The 14,709-nt window shown below is 69.2% G+C and carries 18 protein-coding genes and 1 riboswitch; of the genes, 8 read left to right on the top strand and 10 right to left on the bottom strand.

Translation table 11 applies throughout. The features are described 5' to 3' along the window. Positions 1-153 precede the first annotated feature (153 nt). From QSJ95_RS30525 to nrdR, 9 genes are all read right to left on the bottom strand, one after another. Positions 154-801 carry a retropepsin-like aspartic protease family protein gene (locus QSJ95_RS30525; protein WP_058488453.1) on the bottom strand — a complete coding sequence of 216 codons (648 nt, stop codon included), beginning with the start codon at positions 799-801 and terminating at the stop codon, positions 154-156. A gap of 99 nt (positions 802-900) precedes the next feature. Next, entirely contained in the window at positions 901-1,416 is a 516-nt protein-coding gene (locus QSJ95_RS30520) for a phosphatidylglycerophosphatase A family protein (RefSeq protein ID WP_009617274.1), read from the bottom strand. A gap of 5 nt (positions 1,417-1,421) precedes the next feature. Beyond that, positions 1,422-2,381, bottom strand: a complete 960-nt coding sequence (gene thiL / locus QSJ95_RS30515) for a thiamine-phosphate kinase (RefSeq protein ID WP_285647406.1) — start codon at positions 2,379-2,381, stop codon at positions 1,422-1,424. Positions 2,382-2,395: 14 nt separating this feature from the next. Beyond that, positions 2,396-2,875, bottom strand: coding sequence for a transcription antitermination factor NusB (nusB, locus tag QSJ95_RS30510; RefSeq protein WP_043273460.1), 480 nt, complete (start codon positions 2,873-2,875; stop codon positions 2,396-2,398). Then, the gene (ribH, locus tag QSJ95_RS30505) at positions 2,872-3,348 is read right to left on the bottom strand and encodes a 6,7-dimethyl-8-ribityllumazine synthase (protein WP_043273459.1); all 477 of its coding nucleotides are present in this window, start codon (positions 3,346-3,348) and stop codon (positions 2,872-2,874) included. The genes nusB and ribH overlap by 4 nt, the downstream gene beginning before the upstream one ends. A 100-nt stretch (positions 3,349-3,448) precedes the next feature. Further along, complete coding sequence (gene ribBA / locus QSJ95_RS30500) at positions 3,449-4,543, bottom strand: bifunctional 3,4-dihydroxy-2-butanone-4-phosphate synthase/GTP cyclohydrolase II (protein ID WP_058488451.1); 1,095 nt, start codon at positions 4,541-4,543, stop codon at positions 3,449-3,451. Positions 4,544-4,557: 14 nt separating this feature from the next. Then, on the bottom strand, positions 4,558-5,220 hold the full coding sequence (locus QSJ95_RS30495) for a riboflavin synthase (protein ID WP_043273458.1): 663 nt from the start codon (positions 5,218-5,220) through the stop codon (positions 4,558-4,560). Between the two features lie 176 nt (positions 5,221-5,396). Further along, positions 5,397-5,562: riboswitch (FMN riboswitch) on the bottom strand. Positions 5,563-5,676: 114 nt separating this feature from the next. Beyond that, positions 5,677-6,777, bottom strand: coding sequence for a bifunctional diaminohydroxyphosphoribosylaminopyrimidine deaminase/5-amino-6-(5-phosphoribosylamino)uracil reductase RibD (gene ribD / locus QSJ95_RS30490; RefSeq protein WP_285647403.1), 1,101 nt, complete (start codon positions 6,775-6,777; stop codon positions 5,677-5,679). Next, on the bottom strand, positions 6,774-7,238 hold the full coding sequence (gene nrdR / locus QSJ95_RS30485; protein ID WP_024128042.1) for a transcriptional regulator NrdR: 465 nt from the start codon (positions 7,236-7,238) through the stop codon (positions 6,774-6,776). The genes ribD and nrdR overlap by 4 nt, the downstream gene beginning before the upstream one ends. A 163-nt stretch (positions 7,239-7,401) precedes the next feature. Here nrdR and QSJ95_RS30480 point away from each other — a divergent pair, with 163 nt between their 5' ends. From QSJ95_RS30480 to trxA, 3 genes are all read left to right on the top strand, one after another. Continuing rightward, a complete protein-coding gene (locus QSJ95_RS30480; RefSeq protein ID WP_285647402.1) occupies positions 7,402-7,848 on the top strand; it encodes a YbaY family lipoprotein in 447 nt (148 codons plus the stop codon). Next, positions 7,845-8,504: a class I SAM-dependent methyltransferase gene (locus tag QSJ95_RS30475; protein ID WP_285647401.1), complete on the top strand. Its 660-nt coding sequence runs from the start codon at positions 7,845-7,847 to the stop codon at positions 8,502-8,504. The genes QSJ95_RS30480 and QSJ95_RS30475 overlap by 4 nt, the downstream gene beginning before the upstream one ends. 261 nt (positions 8,505-8,765) lie before the next feature. Further along, entirely contained in the window at positions 8,766-9,635 is an 870-nt protein-coding gene (trxA, locus tag QSJ95_RS30470; protein WP_043273454.1) for a thioredoxin, read from the top strand. Positions 9,636-9,959: 324 nt separating this feature from the next. On the opposite strand, the gene QSJ95_RS30465 is transcribed toward trxA, so the two are convergent. Continuing rightward, positions 9,960-10,322, bottom strand: a complete 363-nt coding sequence (locus QSJ95_RS30465) for a hypothetical protein (protein WP_043273669.1) — start codon at positions 10,320-10,322, stop codon at positions 9,960-9,962. 135 nt (positions 10,323-10,457) lie between these two features. Here QSJ95_RS30465 and QSJ95_RS30460 point away from each other — a divergent pair, with 135 nt between their 5' ends. The 5 genes from QSJ95_RS30460 (at position 10,458) to QSJ95_RS30440 (ending at position 14,396) form a co-directional block, all read left to right on the top strand. After that, entirely contained in the window at positions 10,458-11,036 is a 579-nt protein-coding gene (locus QSJ95_RS30460) for a DUF2796 domain-containing protein (protein ID WP_285647400.1), read from the top strand. 8 nt (positions 11,037-11,044) lie between these two features. Beyond that, entirely contained in the window at positions 11,045-11,752 is a 708-nt protein-coding gene (locus tag QSJ95_RS30455; RefSeq protein ID WP_069862149.1) for an ABC transporter ATP-binding protein, read from the top strand. 2 nt (positions 11,753-11,754) lie between these two features. Then, positions 11,755-13,020, top strand: a complete 1,266-nt coding sequence (locus QSJ95_RS30450; protein WP_043313788.1) for an ABC transporter permease — start codon at positions 11,755-11,757, stop codon at positions 13,018-13,020. 8 nt (positions 13,021-13,028) lie between these two features. After that, positions 13,029-13,556 (top strand): DUF3299 domain-containing protein, encoded by a 528-nt coding sequence (locus QSJ95_RS30445; protein WP_043273451.1) that lies wholly within the window; start codon positions 13,029-13,031, stop codon positions 13,554-13,556. Between the two features lie 135 nt (positions 13,557-13,691). Next, positions 13,692-14,396, top strand: coding sequence for an OmpW/AlkL family protein (locus QSJ95_RS30440; protein ID WP_009617244.1), 705 nt, complete (start codon positions 13,692-13,694; stop codon positions 14,394-14,396). Positions 14,397-14,709 lie beyond the last annotated feature (313 nt).

The following is a 14,709-nucleotide window of genomic DNA, read 5'->3' as shown; positions in this document are numbered from 1 at the left end:
ATCGGCGATCTGGCAGAGTCCATTCACGGCCTCGCGAGCTAGAGCAGAACAAGGCGGGAACAGGTTCGGAAACGCAGTTCAGGCCGCTAAATGAGCATTTCGAACCTGTTCCCAACGCAGTTATGCCGACGCGCAGCAGGCTGTGGAGGGCTCTCAATGTTTGGACTGGATATACATCATCCCCTGCTCCTCCCGCCAACCCACGCGGTTGAGGAAGCTCATGCCCAGCAGGATCTCGGTGGGGAACTCGCCCTCCAGCACGCTGGCGTCCACGCCCAGCACCTCGATGCCGCCGAGCTTCACACTGTTCAGGCTGATGCGCCAGCCCTTGACGGTGCCGCTGGCGGTGGAGGCGACCATGGGCTTGCCGACCACCCGGTAGTCGATGCCCAGGCGCCGCGCCTGGGCTTCGTTCATCGCCACCGTGGTGGCGCCGGTGTCGACCAGGAACTGGGCGTTCTGGCCGTTGATCGAGCCGGACACCCAGTAATGCCCGCCGGTGCCGCGGGCGATGCTCATTTCCTGCACCGGCGCCGGGGCCGAGTAGCCGCTGGCGTTGTATTCGCGACTCAGTTCGTAGGTGCGCTCCACGCCCTCGACGCGCAGCACCGCCTTGTGCGCGTCGGCGCTGACCACCTGCACGCCCAGCGGCCCGGTCTCGCCGACGCGGAGGAACTTGCGCTGGCCGTCGATGTTGACCACCGCGGCGTTGGGGAACAGCCCCACCACCCATACCTGCGGGGCGGCGAGGGCCGCGCTGGCGGCAAGGGCGAGGCTCAGGGCGGGCAGCAGGCGCAGCATGGTGGGGCTCCTTGTCGGCTGGCGCGAGGGTGGCGCCACGTTACACCTGCGCCGCTGCGCCGTCAGTGATGAAGTCGGCTGTTGTCAGGGCGGCTGTCGTCAGAGCAGCCAGGTGGCCCAGGCCCAGACCAGGCCCTGCATGGCCAGCCAGGCGAAGACCCCGGCGAGGACGTCGTCGAGCATGATGCCCACGCCACCGTGCACGTGGCGGTCGACCCAGCGGATCGGCCAGGGCTTGAGGATGTCGAAGAAGCGGAACACCAGGAAGCCCACCAGCAGCCACCACCAGCCCTCGGGCACCAGCCAGAGGGTGATCCACATGCCGACCATCTCGTCCCAGACGATGCCTTCGTGGTCGTGCACGCGCAGGTCGTCGGCGACCTTGCCGCACAGCCAGAAGCCGAACAGCATGGTCAGCCCCAGCATCAGCCAGTAGCCCCAGTCCGGCAGCAGCTGCCACAGCGGGACGAAGGGAATGGCCACCAGCGAGCCCCAGGTGCCCGGCGCCTTGGGCAGGGTTCCGGAGCCGAAGCCGAAGGCCAGGAAGTGCCAGGGGTTGCGCCAGACCGACGGCGGCACGGGCTGGGCGGGGGCTTGGTCGGGATGTTCGGGCACTGCGGTCACTCCGTGAAATGCAGGTAGCCGCCCTGGCGCGGCGTGATGTCGTGGCCTGCGCCGTCCAGCACGCGCACCCCGCTGCCGGCCTCGACGCGGCCGATGGCCGCCAGCTGCGGCCATTGCGCCTGCAGAACCGGCAACTGCGCAGGCGGCAGGGTGAAGGCGATGACGTAGTCGTCGCCGGCGCCGAGCTTGGCCTGCAGCGCGCGCTCGGCGCCCAGCAGGCTTTCCAGCGGCGCACTGGCCGGCAGGCGCTCGGCCTCGATGACCAGGGCCACGCCGGAGGCGCGGGCGATGTGGCCGCAGTCGGCGAGCAGGCCGTCGGACACGTCCAGCGCCGCCGTGGCGCGACCGCGCAGGGCCTGGCCGAGGGCCAGTTGCGGCTGCGGCGCCCAGTAGCGCGCCAATAGCGGCTCGGCCACTCCGGGTTCGGCGGCCAGGCGGCCGAGCACCAGCTCCAGGGCGCCGCCGGCCTCGCCGACCGGGCCGCCGACGCAGAGCAGGTCGCCGGGACGGGCGCCGCTGCGGGTCAGCGCCTGGCCGACGGACACCTGGCCGAACACCGTGAGGGTCATGCTCAGCGGGCCGCGGGTGGTGTCGCCGCCGACCAGCGCCAGGCCGCAGGCCGCGGCCATGCGGTTCAGGCCCCGGGCGAAGGCTTCCAGCCAGGCCGGGTCGGCCTCGGGCAGAGTCAGGGCGAGGGTGAAGGCCAGGGGCGCGGCGCCCATGGCCGCCAGGTCGCTGGCGGAAACCGCCAGGGCGCGCTGGCCGAGCAGGAAGGGATCGCACAGCGCGGGGAAATGCACGCCGGCCACCAGGGTGTCGGTGGACACCGCCAGTTGCTGCCCGGCGGCCGGCGCCAGCAGGGCGCAATCGTCGCCGATGCCCAGGGCCACGCCATCGGCCGCGGCCGCACAGGCGGCCGCGGCGAAATAGCGGCGGATCAGTTCGAACTCACCCATGCCTTGCGGCGGACTCAGCGCTTGGCGCCGCGCAGCTCGGCGGCGCGCAGACGCGGCGCCAGCTTGTCCAGCACACCGTTGACGAACTTGTGGCCGTCGGTGGCGCCGAAGGTCTTGGCCAGCTCGATGCCTTCGTTGATCACCACCTTGTAGGGCACGTCCAGGCGGTTGCGCAGCTCGTAGGTGGCCAGGCGCAGGATGGCCAGCTCGACCGGGTCGATCTCTTCCAGCGGGCGGTCCAGGCAGGGGGTGAATTCCTGGTCCAGCTCGGTCTTCAGGCGCGGCACGCCGTGGAGGATCTCGTGGAAGTAGGCGCCGTCGACGTCGCTGAAGTCGTTGTCGGTGCGGAAGGTCGCCTCGATCTCGTTCAGCGGCTGGCCGGCCATCTGCCAGGAGTACAGGGCCTGCACCGCGAGGCTGCGGGCCTTGCGGCGCATGGCGATCTTGTTGGGCTTGGCCGGCTTGGACGGAGCGCCGTTGTCGTTGCTGCTCACTTGGCCTCCAGCTGCGACAGCAGGCTCACCATTTCCAGGGCGGACAGCGCGGCCTCGGCGCCCTTGTTGCCGGCCTTGGTGCCGGAACGCTCGATGGCCTGTTCGATGGAGTCGACGGTCAGCACGCCGAAGGCCACCGGCACGCCGAACTGCAGGGAAACCTGCGCCAGGCCCTTGGTGCACTCGCCGGCAACGTATTCGAAGTGCGGGGTGCCGCCGCGGATCACCGCGCCGAGGGCGATGATGGCGTCGAACTCGCCGCGCTGGGCGACTTTCTGGGTTACCAGGGGGATCTCGAAGGCACCCGGGGCGCGGATGATGGTGATGTCGCCTTCGGCGACGCCGTGGCGCACCAGCGCGTCGATGGCGCCTTGCACCAGGCTTTCCACCACGAAGCTGTTGAAGCGGCCAACCACCAGGGCGAAGCGGCCTTTGGGGGCGATGAAGGTACCTTCGATGGTCTTCAGGGTCATGGGGCAGGTCTCGTCTGTTAAAGAGCCAGAGCGTCGGCGACGCTCCGCGAAATTAGGCTAGAAGAACAACGCCGCCGTGCCAGGGCACGGCGGCGCGGGTTCATTCGGCGGGCAGGTATTCTACAACTTCCAGGTCGAAACCGGATATCGCGTTGAAGCGCATCGGCGCCGACATCAGGCGCATCTTGCGCACGCCCAGGTCGCGGAGGATCTGCGAGCCGGCGCCGACGGTGCTGTAGGTGGTGGTGGGCTTGGGCGCCGGCGCGCTGGCGGCGATCTCGCGCACGTGGGCCAGCAGGTCCTCGCCGCCGATCTGGTGGCCCAGCAGCAGCACCACGCCGCTGCCGGCCTCGGCCACCTTGGCCATGGCCGCGCGCAGGCTCCAGCGTCCGGCCTGGTTGACCATCAGCAGGTCGCGCAGCGGGTCCATGTTGTGCACGCGCACCAGGGTCGGCTCTTCCGCGCAGATCTCGCCCAGGGTCAGCGCCAGGTGCACCTCGCCCTCCACCGAGTCGCGGTAGGTGATCAGGTTGAACTGGCCCAGTTCGGTGTCCAGCGGCTGCTCGGCGAGGCGCTCGACGGTGCGCTCGTGGATCAGCCGGTAGTGGATCAGGTCGGCGATGGTGCCGATCTTGATGCCGTGCTGCGCGGCGAAGGCTTCCAGCTCCGGGCGGCGGGCCATGCTGCCGTCGTCGTTCATGATCTCGCAGATCACCCCGGAGGCCTCGAAGCCGCCCATGCGCGCCAGGTCGCAGGCCGCCTCGGTGTGGCCGGCGCGGGCCAGCACGCCGCCGGGCTGGGCCATCAGCGGGAAGATGTGGCCGGGGCTGACGATGTCGGCGGCCACCGCTTCCTTCGCGGCGGCGGCCTGCACGGTGCGTGCGCGGTCGGCGGCGGAGATGCCGGTGGTGACGCCTTCGGCGGCCTCGATGGAAACGGTGAACTTGGTGCCGAAGCCCGAGCCGTTGCGCTGCACCATCAGCGACAGGCCCAGGCGCTCGCAGCGCTCGCGGGTCATCGGCATGCAGATCAGGCCGCGGGCGTACTTGGCCATGAAGTTGATGTCTTCGGTGCGCACGCACTCGGCGGCCATGATCAGGTCGCCTTCGTTCTCGCGGTCCTCGTCATCCATGAGGATGACCATCTTGCCTTGGCGGATGTCTTCGACCAGTTCTTCGATGCTGTTGAGTGCCATCTGGGCAGCTCCTATCAATGCTTCATGAAGCCGTTTTCGGCCAGGAATGCTTCGGTGATGCCGCTGGCGGCGGGCTCGGCGGCCTTGTCGCCGAGCAGCAGGCGCTCCAGGTAGCGCGCCAGCAGGTCCACTTCCAGGTTCACCTGGAGACCGGGGCGGTAGTCGCCCATGATGGTCTCGAGCAGGGTGTGCGGGACTATGGTCAGTTCGAACTCGGCGCCATTCACCGCGTTGACCGTGAGGCTGGTGCCGTCGACGGTGATCGAGCCCTTCAGCGCGATGTACTTGGCCAGCTCGCGCGGGGCGCGCACGGTGAACTGGATGGCGCGGGCGTTATCCTCGCGCTTGACGATCTCGCCGACGCCGTCGACGTGGCCGCTGACCAGGTGGCCGCCCAGGCGGGTGGTGGGGGTCAGGGCCTTCTCCAGGTTGACGCGGCTGCCGACCTTGAGCTGGGCGAAGGCGGTGCGCGCCAGGGTCTCGCGGCTGACGTCGGCCCAGAAGCCGTCGCCGGGCAGCTCCACGGCGGTCAGGCAGATGCCGTTGACGGCGATGCTGTCGCCGAGCTTGACGTCGGCGAGGTCGAGCTTGCCGGTCTGCACGTAGAGACGCACGTCACCGCCCTTGGGGGTGATCGAGCGGATGCTGCCGATGGCTTCGATTATGCCGGTGAACATGGGGCCTCCCGGACGGCGCAATGCGGTTGCGCGCAGGCGTGCCGGCCGGCGCGAGCCAGCGCAGTGGAAACGAAGGGGTGGTGCATGGTGTTGGAACTCCTGTTTTGGGAAAAACAGGGCATACCGATCGAAGGGACACGACGCGCAGACGTGCAGACGCACCTTGCGCAGGTTCATCCCGTTCTCTCTTCATCCGGACTGTTACCGTCGGCCCCGGGATCGCACCGGGTCTGCTGACCTTGCCGCTGCGGCGGTAAGCCGGTCGTGGCAAGCGCTCGCGGGCTCGACGCGTTGCGCGCCATCACCGCCGGTGGGGACTTGCACCCCGCCCTGAGAACGTCAATCGCGGCCGTTACAGCGTTGGCCGCGTGTGGCGTTTTACCACAGGCCGGCGCAAGTCGGAAGGTTCAGTTTGCTCTCCCCGCGCATTCGCAGGAGGTAGCGCAGACAATTCCGTCAGACCGGCCGCGCCGTGACCAGCCAGTCGTCGCCCACGGCGCGGATGTCGGCAATCTTCAGCTCGCGCGCCTCGGCCATCGTCTCCAGCGGCAGCTCCAGCAGCGGGCGGGCGCTGGAACCCAGTAGCTTGGGCGCAACGAATATTTGGTACTCGTCCACCAGCCCCAGGCGGGCGAAGGCCCCGGCCAGGCGCGGGCCGGCTTCCACCAGCACTTCGTTGGCGCCGCGCGCGCCCAGTTCGGCGAGCAGCTTCGCCAGGTCGACGTGGCCATCGGCGCCGGGCAGCACCAGCAGTTCGCGGCCCTCGGCGGCGAAACCGTCGCGTTCGGCGCAGCTGGCCACCAGCGCCGGGCCGGCCTGGTAGAAAGCAGCGTCGGTCGGCACCCGCAGGCGGCCGTCCACCAGCACGCGCAGCGGCTGGCGCGCAGCGGCCAGGGCGGTCTGTTCGGCGTCCAGGCCCAGTTCGTCGGGGCGCACGGTCAGGCGGGCAGCGTCCAGCAGCACGGTGTCGGCGCCGGAGAGCACCACGCTGGAGCGCGCCCGCAGGCGCTGCACGGCACGGCGAGCGGCGGGGCCGGTGATCCACTGGCTCTCGCCGCTGGCCATGGCGGTGCGCCCGTCCAGGCTCATCGCCAGCTTGACGCGAACGAAGGGCAGGCCGGTCTCCATGCGCTTGATGAAGCCGGCGTTGATTTCCCGGGCCTCGGCCTCCAGCACGCCGCAGGCCACCTCGATGCCGGCCTCGGCCAGGCGCCGCAGCCCCTGCCCGGCGACCTGCGGGTTGGGGTCCTGCATGGCCGCCACCACGCGGGCGACGCCGGCCTTCACCAGGGCATCGGCGCAGGGCGGGGTGCGGCCGAAGTGGCTGCAGGGCTCCAGGGTGACGTAGGCGGTGGCGCCACGGGCGTTGTCGCCGGCCTGGCGCAGGGCGTGGACCTCGGCATGGGGCTCGCCGGCGCGGACGTGCCAGCCTTCGTCGATCACCACGCCGTCCTTGACCAGCACGCAGCCGACGCGGGGGTTGGGGTGGGTGGAATACAGCCCCTTGCGCGCCAGCTCCAGCGCGCGGGCCATGTAGGCCTGGTCGACGGCGCTCATTCCTTGGACGGCTCCCGGGCCAGGCGCTCGATTTCCTCGCGGAACTCGTTGAGGTCCTGGAAGCGCCGGTACACCGAGGCGAAGCGGATGTAGGCCACCTCGTCGAGCTTCTGCAGCTCGGCCATCACCAGCTCGCCGAGCACCCGCGACTTCACCTCGCGCTCGCCGGTGGCGCGCAGCTTGTGCTTGATGTGGGCGATGGCCTCTTCCAGGCGCTCGACGCTGACCGGACGCTTCTCCAGCGCGCGCTGCATGCCGGCGCGCAGCTTGTCCTCGTCGAACGGCTGGCGGCTGCCGTCCTGCTTGATCAGCCGCGGCATGACCAGCTCGGCGGTCTCGAAGGTGGTGAAGCGCTCGCCGCAGGCCAGGCACTCGCGGCGGCGGCGGACCTGGTCGCCCTCGGCGACCAGGCGGGAATCGATGACTTTGGTGTCGTGGGCACCGCAGAAGGGACAATGCATGGCAGAGAATGGCCCTACGAAATGGTGGCCCATGGTACCCCATCCGCCCGGGCCCTTCGACCGGCCGTTCGACGAAACATCCGGCGCCGCGCTCCCCGAGACAAGCCGCAGGCTTTACGCTATACAGGCGCCGCCCTGGAAACCGCCGCGAGGGAAATCGCCCATGCCGCACCGCCTTCTCTGCCTGCTCGCCTTGGCCCTGCTGGCCGCCTGTTCGAGCAAGCAACCCGCTCCGCAGTCTCCCGCCGCCAGCGCCCCGGCCAAGGCCGTCGCGACGCCGCTGCCGGCCAACCAGCGCGAATTGTCCGGGGTGCTCACCAGCAGCCGCGGCGCCTTGCCCGATGGCGCCGAAGTGGAACTGGCCCTGTTGTTGATGGACGAACGCGACCGCCCGCAGCGCGCCCTGGCCAGCCTGGAGCTGGTGGGCAACGGCGGCGCCCTGCCCTTCAGCCTGCGCTACGACCCCAGCGACTTCCCCAGCGGCGGGCGCATCGAACTGCATGCGCGGGTGGCGCAGAACGGCCAGTTGGCCTGGCGCCTGCGCCCGCTGACCATCGCTCCCGGGCAGTCCCGGGCCCTCGGCGAGCTGCGCCTGGAGCCGGCGCCGTGAAGGCCCCGCAGGACCTGCAGCAGGCCCTGGGCGAGCTGCTCGGCGACGCCCGCCTGGGCGCCGAGCGCCTGCCCGGCACCGACCTGGCGCTGTGGCTGATCGATGCGCAGAACATGGACCGCCAGTTCAGCCTCGACGAGACCCGCCGCATCCTCGAAGAACCGCCCTACTGGTGCTTCTGCTGGGCCAGCGGCCTGGCCCTGGCGCGCTGGCTGGCCGAGCGCCCGCAGTGGGTGGCCGGCAAGCGCGTGCTGGACTTCGGCGCCGGCTCCGGCATCGCCGCCATCGCCGCGGCCAAGGCCGGCGCCGCCGAAGTGGTGGCCTGCGACCTCGACCCGCTGGCCCTGGCCGCCAGCCGCGCCAATGCCGAGCTGAACGGGGTGCAACTGAGCTATTCGGAAGACTTCTTCGGCGAAGAGGACCGCTACGACCTGATCCTGGTCGCCGACGTGCTCTACGACCGCGCCAACCTGCCGCTGCTCGACGCCTTCCTCGGCAAGGGCCGCGAGGCCCTGGTGGCCGACTCGCGGGTGCGCGACTTCCAGCACCCGCAGTACCGGCGCCTGGACGTCCTCGACGCCTGCACCTGGCCGGACCTGGCCGAGCCCCACGAATTCCGCAAGGTCAGCCTGTATCACGCCAGCCGCCCCCTGTAGGAGCAACCGTCTGCGTCGAGGTGCTTTTCGTAGGATGGGTTGAGCTTGCGAAACCCATCGGGCCATGGTGATGGGTATCGCTTCGCTCAACCCATCCTACGGGCTTTCCTGGAACTGTAGGAAGCGGGCCCTGCCCACGATTCGCGCGCAGGGCGCGCTCCTACAGGAACCCAGGGCGCGGCATTGCCTTGTTTCCGTCCGCCGCGCCCCCACTTATAGTGACCAGCCCCCTTTCGCCCCTTTCGCCCGACGAGAGCCCCCATGAGCGACACGCCCTACATCTTCGACGTCACCAGCGCCGACTTCGACCAGTTGGTGATCCAGAACTCCTTCCACAAGCCGGTGCTGGTCGACTTCTGGGCCGACTGGTGCGCGCCCTGCAAGGCGCTGATGCCGATGCTGGCGCAGGTCGCCGAGTCCTACCAGGGCGAGCTGCTGCTGGCCAAGGTCAACTGCGACGTCGAGCAGGACATCGTCATGCGCTTCGGCATCCGCAGCCTGCCCACCGTAGTGCTGTTCAAGGACGGCCAGCCGGTCGACGGCTTCGCCGGCGCACAACCGGAATCGGCGGTGCGGCAGATGCTGGAGCAGCACGTGCAGCCGCCGGCGGCCCCCGCCGCCAACCCGCTGGACGCCGCCGAAGCCGCCTTCGCCGAAGGCCGCTTCGCCGAGGCCGAGGCCCAGCTCAAGGCCCTGCTGGGCGAAGACAACACCAACGCCGCGGCGCTGATCCTCTACGCCCGCTGCCTGGCCGAGCGCGGCGAACTGGGCGAAGCCGAGACGGTGCTGGACGCGGTGAAGAGCGACGAGCACAAGTCCGCCCTGGCCGCCGCCCGCGCCCAGCTGACCTTCCTGCGCCAGGCCGCCGACCTGCCCGACGCCGCCACCCTGAAAACCCGCCTGGCGGCCGACGCCGGCGACGACGAGGCCGCCTACCAACTGGCCGTGCAGCAACTCGCGCGGCAGCAGTACGAAGCGGCGATGGACGGCCTGCTGCGCCTGTTCCAGCGCAACCGCAGCTACGGCGAAGACCTGCCGCGCAAGACGCTGGTGCAGGTGTTCGACCTGCTGGGCAATGAGCATCCGCTGGTGATCGCCTATCGGCGGAAGTTGGCCAATCTGCTGTATTGAGTGGCGGGGTTCGTTTCGTGTAGGAGCGAGCTTGCTCGCGAACCTGGCGCGGGGTTCAACTCCGCTCCCTCTCCCTAACCCTCTCCCTGAAGGGAGAGGGGACCGTTCGGCGTGCTCGGGTATTTCGGCATTAGCCGGCTACCACGAAGCTTCCGACTGACTCCAAATCCTTTCTCGGCACGGACAAGCCCCCTCTCCCTTCAGGGCGGGGCGCGCAGCCGAGGGCTGGGGAGAGGGAAAGGCGCCACACCCAGCATCAGAGCATCCGGTTGGCACCGTTCGCGAGCAAGCTCGCTCCTACGAAAAGCAAAAATCAAAAAGCCCCTACTCCCCAACCCAGGTAAACACCTGAGTCCCCTCCCGCACCTCGATCCTCACATCCGCGCTATGCCGCAAGCGCACCAACAACCCCTTCGCCGCGCCAGCGCTACCAGCCAGAGCCGCCAGTTCATCGAGCAGCTGCGGGCCTTCATAGCTGCCGGCCTGGCGCAGCAGGTCGCGGGCCGCCTGCCACAGTCGATCAACGCCGCTGGGCGCCACCGGCGGGTTATCCACAGGCGCTGCCGGCGCGGCGACCGGGGCGGCGGGCGCATGGCGCAGTGCCGCGCCCAGGCGCTGCCACTCTTCCTCGTCCAGTTCCAGGCTCAGGTCCACCGGCCAGTCGCCGATGCTTCCACGGATTCGCATGTCGGTTTCCTCCTGCATGGCCGGCATGCTCCCACGCCTGCCCGGCCGCGCCAATCTCCCGGAGCGCCTCTAGCCAGCCGCAATATTTCGTTATAACGTAACGCACCCTCGATTTTCCCCTCCCGGAGACCGTCCATGCGCCCCTTGCTGCTCGCCCTCGCCCTGATCCCCTTCGCCGCCGCCCAGGCCCATGACGAACACGAGCACGGCAGCCTCGGCAAGCACGAGCACGGCGTGGCCCAGCTCAACGTCGCGCTGGACGGCAACACCCTGGAGCTGGAAGTGGACAGCCCGGCGATGAACTTCGTCGGCTTCGAGCACCCGGCCAGCAGCGCCGCCGACCAGGCCACCGTGGCCGCCGCCCGCGCCCAGCTGGGCAAGCCGCTGGAGCTGGTGCAGGCGCCGGCCGCGGCCAAGTGCGGCGTCGCCGAGGTGGAACTGGAAAGCCCGCTGTTCGGCAATGCCAAGACCCACGAACACGACCACGACGACGACCACGACCACGATGGCGACGAGCACGAAGGCCACCAGCACAGCGACATCAACGCCCACTACAAGCTGACCTGCGCCGCGCCCGAGGCCCTCGCCAGCCTCGATTTCGCCCCGCTGTTCAAGCGCTTCCCCGGCACCCAGAAGCTGGTGGTGCAGCTGATCGGCCCGAACGGCCAGCAGGGCGCCGAGCTGACCCCGGCCAGCAGCCTGCTGAAGTTCTGACGCGTCCCATGGACACCCTGCTCGAACTCCGCGACCTCGGCTTCGCCTGGCCCGGCCAGGCGGAGCTGCTGGACATCCCGCAGTTTTCCCTCGGCCGTGGCGAGACGCTGTTCCTCAAGGGCCCCTCCGGCAGCGGCAAGACCACCCTGCTCGGCCTGCTGGGCGGCGTGCAGAAGCCCCGGCGCGGCAGCATCCGCCTGCTCGGCGAGGACCTGGCGCAGCTCTCCGCCGCGCGCCGCGACCACTTCCGCGTCGACCACACCGGCTACATCTTCCAGCAGTTCAACCTGCTGCCGTTCCTCTCGGTGCAGGAGAACGTCGAGCTGCCCTGCCACTTCTCGCGCAGCCGCGCGGCCCGCGCCCGCGAGCGCCACGGCAGCGTCGGCGAAGCCGCCAGCGCCCTGCTCGCGCACCTGGGCCTGGGCGACGCGGCGCTGCTGCAGCGGCGCGCCGACAACCTCTCCATCGGCCAGCAGCAGCGCGTCGCCGCGGCGCGCGCGCTGATCGGCCAGCCGGAACTGGTGATCGCCGACGAGCCGACCTCGGCGCTGGACGCCGACGCCCGCGAAGCCTTCCTCCAACTGCTGTTCGCCGAATGCCGCGCGGCCGGCGCCAGCCTGCTGTTCGTCAGCCACGACCAGAGCCTGGCGCCGCTGTTCGACCGCAGCCTGTCGCTGGCCGACCTCAACCGCGCCGCCACCGCCCCCGGGATCTGAGCATGTACCTGTTGCGTCTGGCCCTGGCCAGCCTTTCCAACCGCCGTTTCACCGCGTGGCTCACGGTCTTCGCCATCGCCCTCTCCGCCTGCCTGCTGCTGGCCGTGGAGCGGGTGCGCAGCGAGGCCCGCGCCAGCTTCGCCAGCACCATTTCCGGCACCGACCTGATCGTCGGCGCGCGCTCGGGCTCGATCAACCTGCTGCTGTACTCGGTGTTCCGCATCGGCAACGCCACCAACAACATCCGCTGGGAGAGCTTCCAGACGGTCAAGGCCAGCCCGCTGGTGAAATGGGCCATCCCGATCTCCCTGGGCGACTCGCACCGCGGATACCGGGTGATGGGCACCGACACCGGCTACTTCGAGCACTACCGCTACGGCCGCGACCAGCAGCTGCAACTGGCCGAGGGCCGGCCCTTCGGCCAGGACCTGTTCGACGTGGTGCTCGGCGCCGAGGTGGCCGAGGCGCTGCACTACAAGCTGGGCGACCACATAGTGCTGAGCCACGGGGTGAGCACCATCAGTCTGGTGCAGCACGACGACAAGCCGTTCACCGTGGTCGGCATCCTCAAGCGCACCGGCACCCCGGTGGACCGCACCCTGCACATTTCCCTGGCCGGCATGGAGGCGCTGCACGTCGACTGGAAGAACGGCGTGCCGGCCCGCGGCGCCGGACGCATCAGCGCCGACCAGGCGCGCCACATGGACCTGCAGCCGACCGCCATCACCGCCTTCCTGCTCGGCCTGAAGAGCAAGGTGGCGACCTTCGCCCTGCAGCGGCAGATCAACGAATACGACGGCGAGCCGCTGCTGGCCATCCTCCCCGGCGTGGCCCTGCAGGAGCTGTGGGGGCTGATGGGCACGGCGGAGAAGGCGCTGTTCGTGGTCTCGCTGTTCGTGGTGCTGACCGGGCTGATCGGCATGCTCACCGCCATCCTCACCAGCCTCAACGAACGCCGCCGCGAGATGGCCATCCTGCGCTCGGTGGGCGCGCGGCCCTGGCACGTGTTCAGCCTGCTGCTGGCCGAGGCCTTCGCCCTGGCGCTGGCCGGCGTCACCCTCGGCCTGGGCCTGCTGTACGCCGGCATCGCCGCCGCCCAGGGCTACGTGCAGGCCAACTACGGCATCTTCCTGCCGCTGGCGGCGCCGAGCGCCTATGAGTGGTCGCTGCTCGGCGGCATACTGCTGGCCGCCCTACTGATCGGCTGCGTGCCGGCCTGGCGTGCCTATCGCCAGTCGCTGGCCGACGGCCTGTCGATCCGCATCTGAGTAGCCCCATGAAAACAACCGCTTCCACTCTCCTCGCCCTGTGCCTGCTCGCTACCAGCGCGGCCTGGGCCGCCACGCCGCAGACGCTGACCTGGCCGCAGCTGATCCCCGAGGGCGCGCCGCCGCCCCCGCCGCCGGTGCCGCTGCACGACATTTCCCAGCTCAGCGACGCGCTCAACGCCGAGAGCGGCCCGGCGGCCAGGCAACAGTCGCCGGCCGCCCCGGTGGTGCAGGCGCTGGACGGCCAGCAGGTGAAGCTGCCCGGCTACATAGTGCCGCTGGACGTCGGCCAGGACGGCGAGGTCAACGAGTTCCTCCTGGTGCCCTACTACGGCGCCTGCATCCACGTGCCGCCGCCGCCGTCCAACCAGATCGTCTACGTGCACCAGGCCCACGGGGTGAAGATGGACGAGCTGTACCAGCCCTACTGGGTGGTCGGGCGCATGCAGGTGAAGCACATCGACAGCGACCTGGCCCAGGCCGGCTACCAGCTCAAGGCCGACGAGGTCACGCCCTACGAATACGAGGGCGAATGACCTGCGACCATCTGCCACAGGCATTACCCCTACGAGGTAGGGGGGCTTTATTGAGCTGAATCAAGAAGAATCGCTTAGCGCTGTCTACCATGATGCTTACCAACGCTTATTCCAAAATCATGGAGCATCACCATCATGCGCAAGTCCTGGCTCACCGCCTCCCTGCTCGCCGCCGCCGTATCCACGCCGTTCGCCGCCCAGGCTGCGGACATCCAGGGCCACAAGGCCGGTGACTTCATCGTCCGCGGCGGCTTCGCCACCGTCGACCCCAACGACGACAGCGGCAATCTCAAGCTCGACGGCGGCAAGGTCGGCGGCACCAAGGCCACCGTGGACAGCGATACCCAGCTGGGCCTGACCTTCAGCTACCTGATCACCGACAAGATCGGTGTCGAGCTGGTCGCCGCCACCCCGTTCAACCACCAGGTCGACGTCAAGGGCCTCGGCCCGGGCCTGGACGGCAAGCTGGCCGACATCAAGCAGCTGCCGCCGACCGTGCTGCTGCAGTACTACCCCATGGGCGGCACCAACTCCGCCTTCCAGCCCTACGGCGGCCTGGGCGTGAACTACACCACCTTCTTCGACGAAGACCTGGCCGGCTTCCGCAAGGACCAGGGCTTCAGCAACCTGAAGCTGCAGGACTCCTGGGGCCTGGCCGGCGAACTGGGCTTCGACTACATGCTCAACGAGCACGCCCTGTTCAACGTTGCCGTGTGGTACATGGACATCGACACCAAGGCCAGCGTCAACGGCCCGGGCGCCCTGGGCATCCAGAAGACCAAGGTCGACGTGGACGTCGATCCGTGGGTGTACATGATCGGTTTCGGCTACAAGTTCTAAGCGCCTGACCACGATCTGTTGCGAGTCGGCATAACGGCGATAGCCGTCGACAAATGCCGGTAGTGCTTAAGAAGGGATGCCGTTTCTCTGTCTGGGGAAACGGCATTTTTTCATTTGGGGGGCTGTGGTTTCGCTTACGAATCCTGATTCCTCGCTCCGATCCCCACCTCGTCATTCACGCGAACACGCACTACTGTCCGGAATATTTTCGAGGGGGCGTCTGGAGGGCTTGCGGGGGCTGAAGGCACGGGTTAAACCGTTGAGCGCCAACTCAACCTCACAGCCCCCGCAAGATGTTCAGGATAAGCCGTTT

This window comes from Pseudomonas sp. NBRC 100443, assembly GCF_030268185.1.
GTDB classification, from domain to species: Bacteria; Pseudomonadota; Gammaproteobacteria; order Pseudomonadales; family Pseudomonadaceae; genus Pseudomonas; species Pseudomonas citronellolis.
This window is presented reverse-complemented; position numbering and strand designations above follow the sequence as displayed.

Excerpts from the sequence above, each read along its gene's own strand:
- QSJ95_RS30525 (WP_058488453.1), bottom strand. The coding sequence starts at position 801 with ATGCTGCGCCTGCTGCCCGCCCTGAGCCTCGCCCTTGCCGCCAGCGCG.
- thiL (WP_285647406.1), bottom strand. The coding sequence starts at position 2,381 with ATGGGTGAGTTCGAACTGATCCGCCGCTATTTCGCCGCGGCCGCCTGT.
- ribH (WP_043273459.1), bottom strand. The coding sequence starts at position 3,348 with ATGACCCTGAAGACCATCGAAGGTACCTTCATCGCCCCCAAAGGCCGC.
- ribBA (WP_058488451.1), bottom strand. The coding sequence starts at position 4,543 with ATGGCACTCAACAGCATCGAAGAACTGGTCGAAGACATCCGCCAAGGC.
- QSJ95_RS30495 (WP_043273458.1), bottom strand. The coding sequence starts at position 5,220 with ATGTTCACCGGCATAATCGAAGCCATCGGCAGCATCCGCTCGATCACC.
- ribD (WP_285647403.1), bottom strand. The coding sequence starts at position 6,777 with ATGAGCGCCGTCGACCAGGCCTACATGGCCCGCGCGCTGGAGCTGGCG.
- nrdR (WP_024128042.1), bottom strand. The coding sequence starts at position 7,238 with ATGCATTGTCCCTTCTGCGGTGCCCACGACACCAAAGTCATCGATTCC.
- QSJ95_RS30480 (WP_285647402.1), top strand. The coding sequence starts at position 7,402 with ATGCCGCACCGCCTTCTCTGCCTGCTCGCCTTGGCCCTGCTGGCCGCC.
- trxA (WP_043273454.1), top strand. The coding sequence starts at position 8,766 with ATGAGCGACACGCCCTACATCTTCGACGTCACCAGCGCCGACTTCGAC.
- QSJ95_RS30465 (WP_043273669.1), bottom strand. The coding sequence starts at position 10,322 with ATGCGAATCCGTGGAAGCATCGGCGACTGGCCGGTGGACCTGAGCCTG.
- QSJ95_RS30460 (WP_285647400.1), top strand. The coding sequence starts at position 10,458 with ATGCGCCCCTTGCTGCTCGCCCTCGCCCTGATCCCCTTCGCCGCCGCC.
- QSJ95_RS30455 (WP_069862149.1), top strand. The coding sequence starts at position 11,045 with ATGGACACCCTGCTCGAACTCCGCGACCTCGGCTTCGCCTGGCCCGGC.
- QSJ95_RS30450 (WP_043313788.1), top strand. The coding sequence starts at position 11,755 with ATGTACCTGTTGCGTCTGGCCCTGGCCAGCCTTTCCAACCGCCGTTTC.
- QSJ95_RS30445 (WP_043273451.1), top strand. The coding sequence starts at position 13,029 with ATGAAAACAACCGCTTCCACTCTCCTCGCCCTGTGCCTGCTCGCTACC.
- QSJ95_RS30440 (WP_009617244.1), top strand. The coding sequence starts at position 13,692 with ATGCGCAAGTCCTGGCTCACCGCCTCCCTGCTCGCCGCCGCCGTATCC.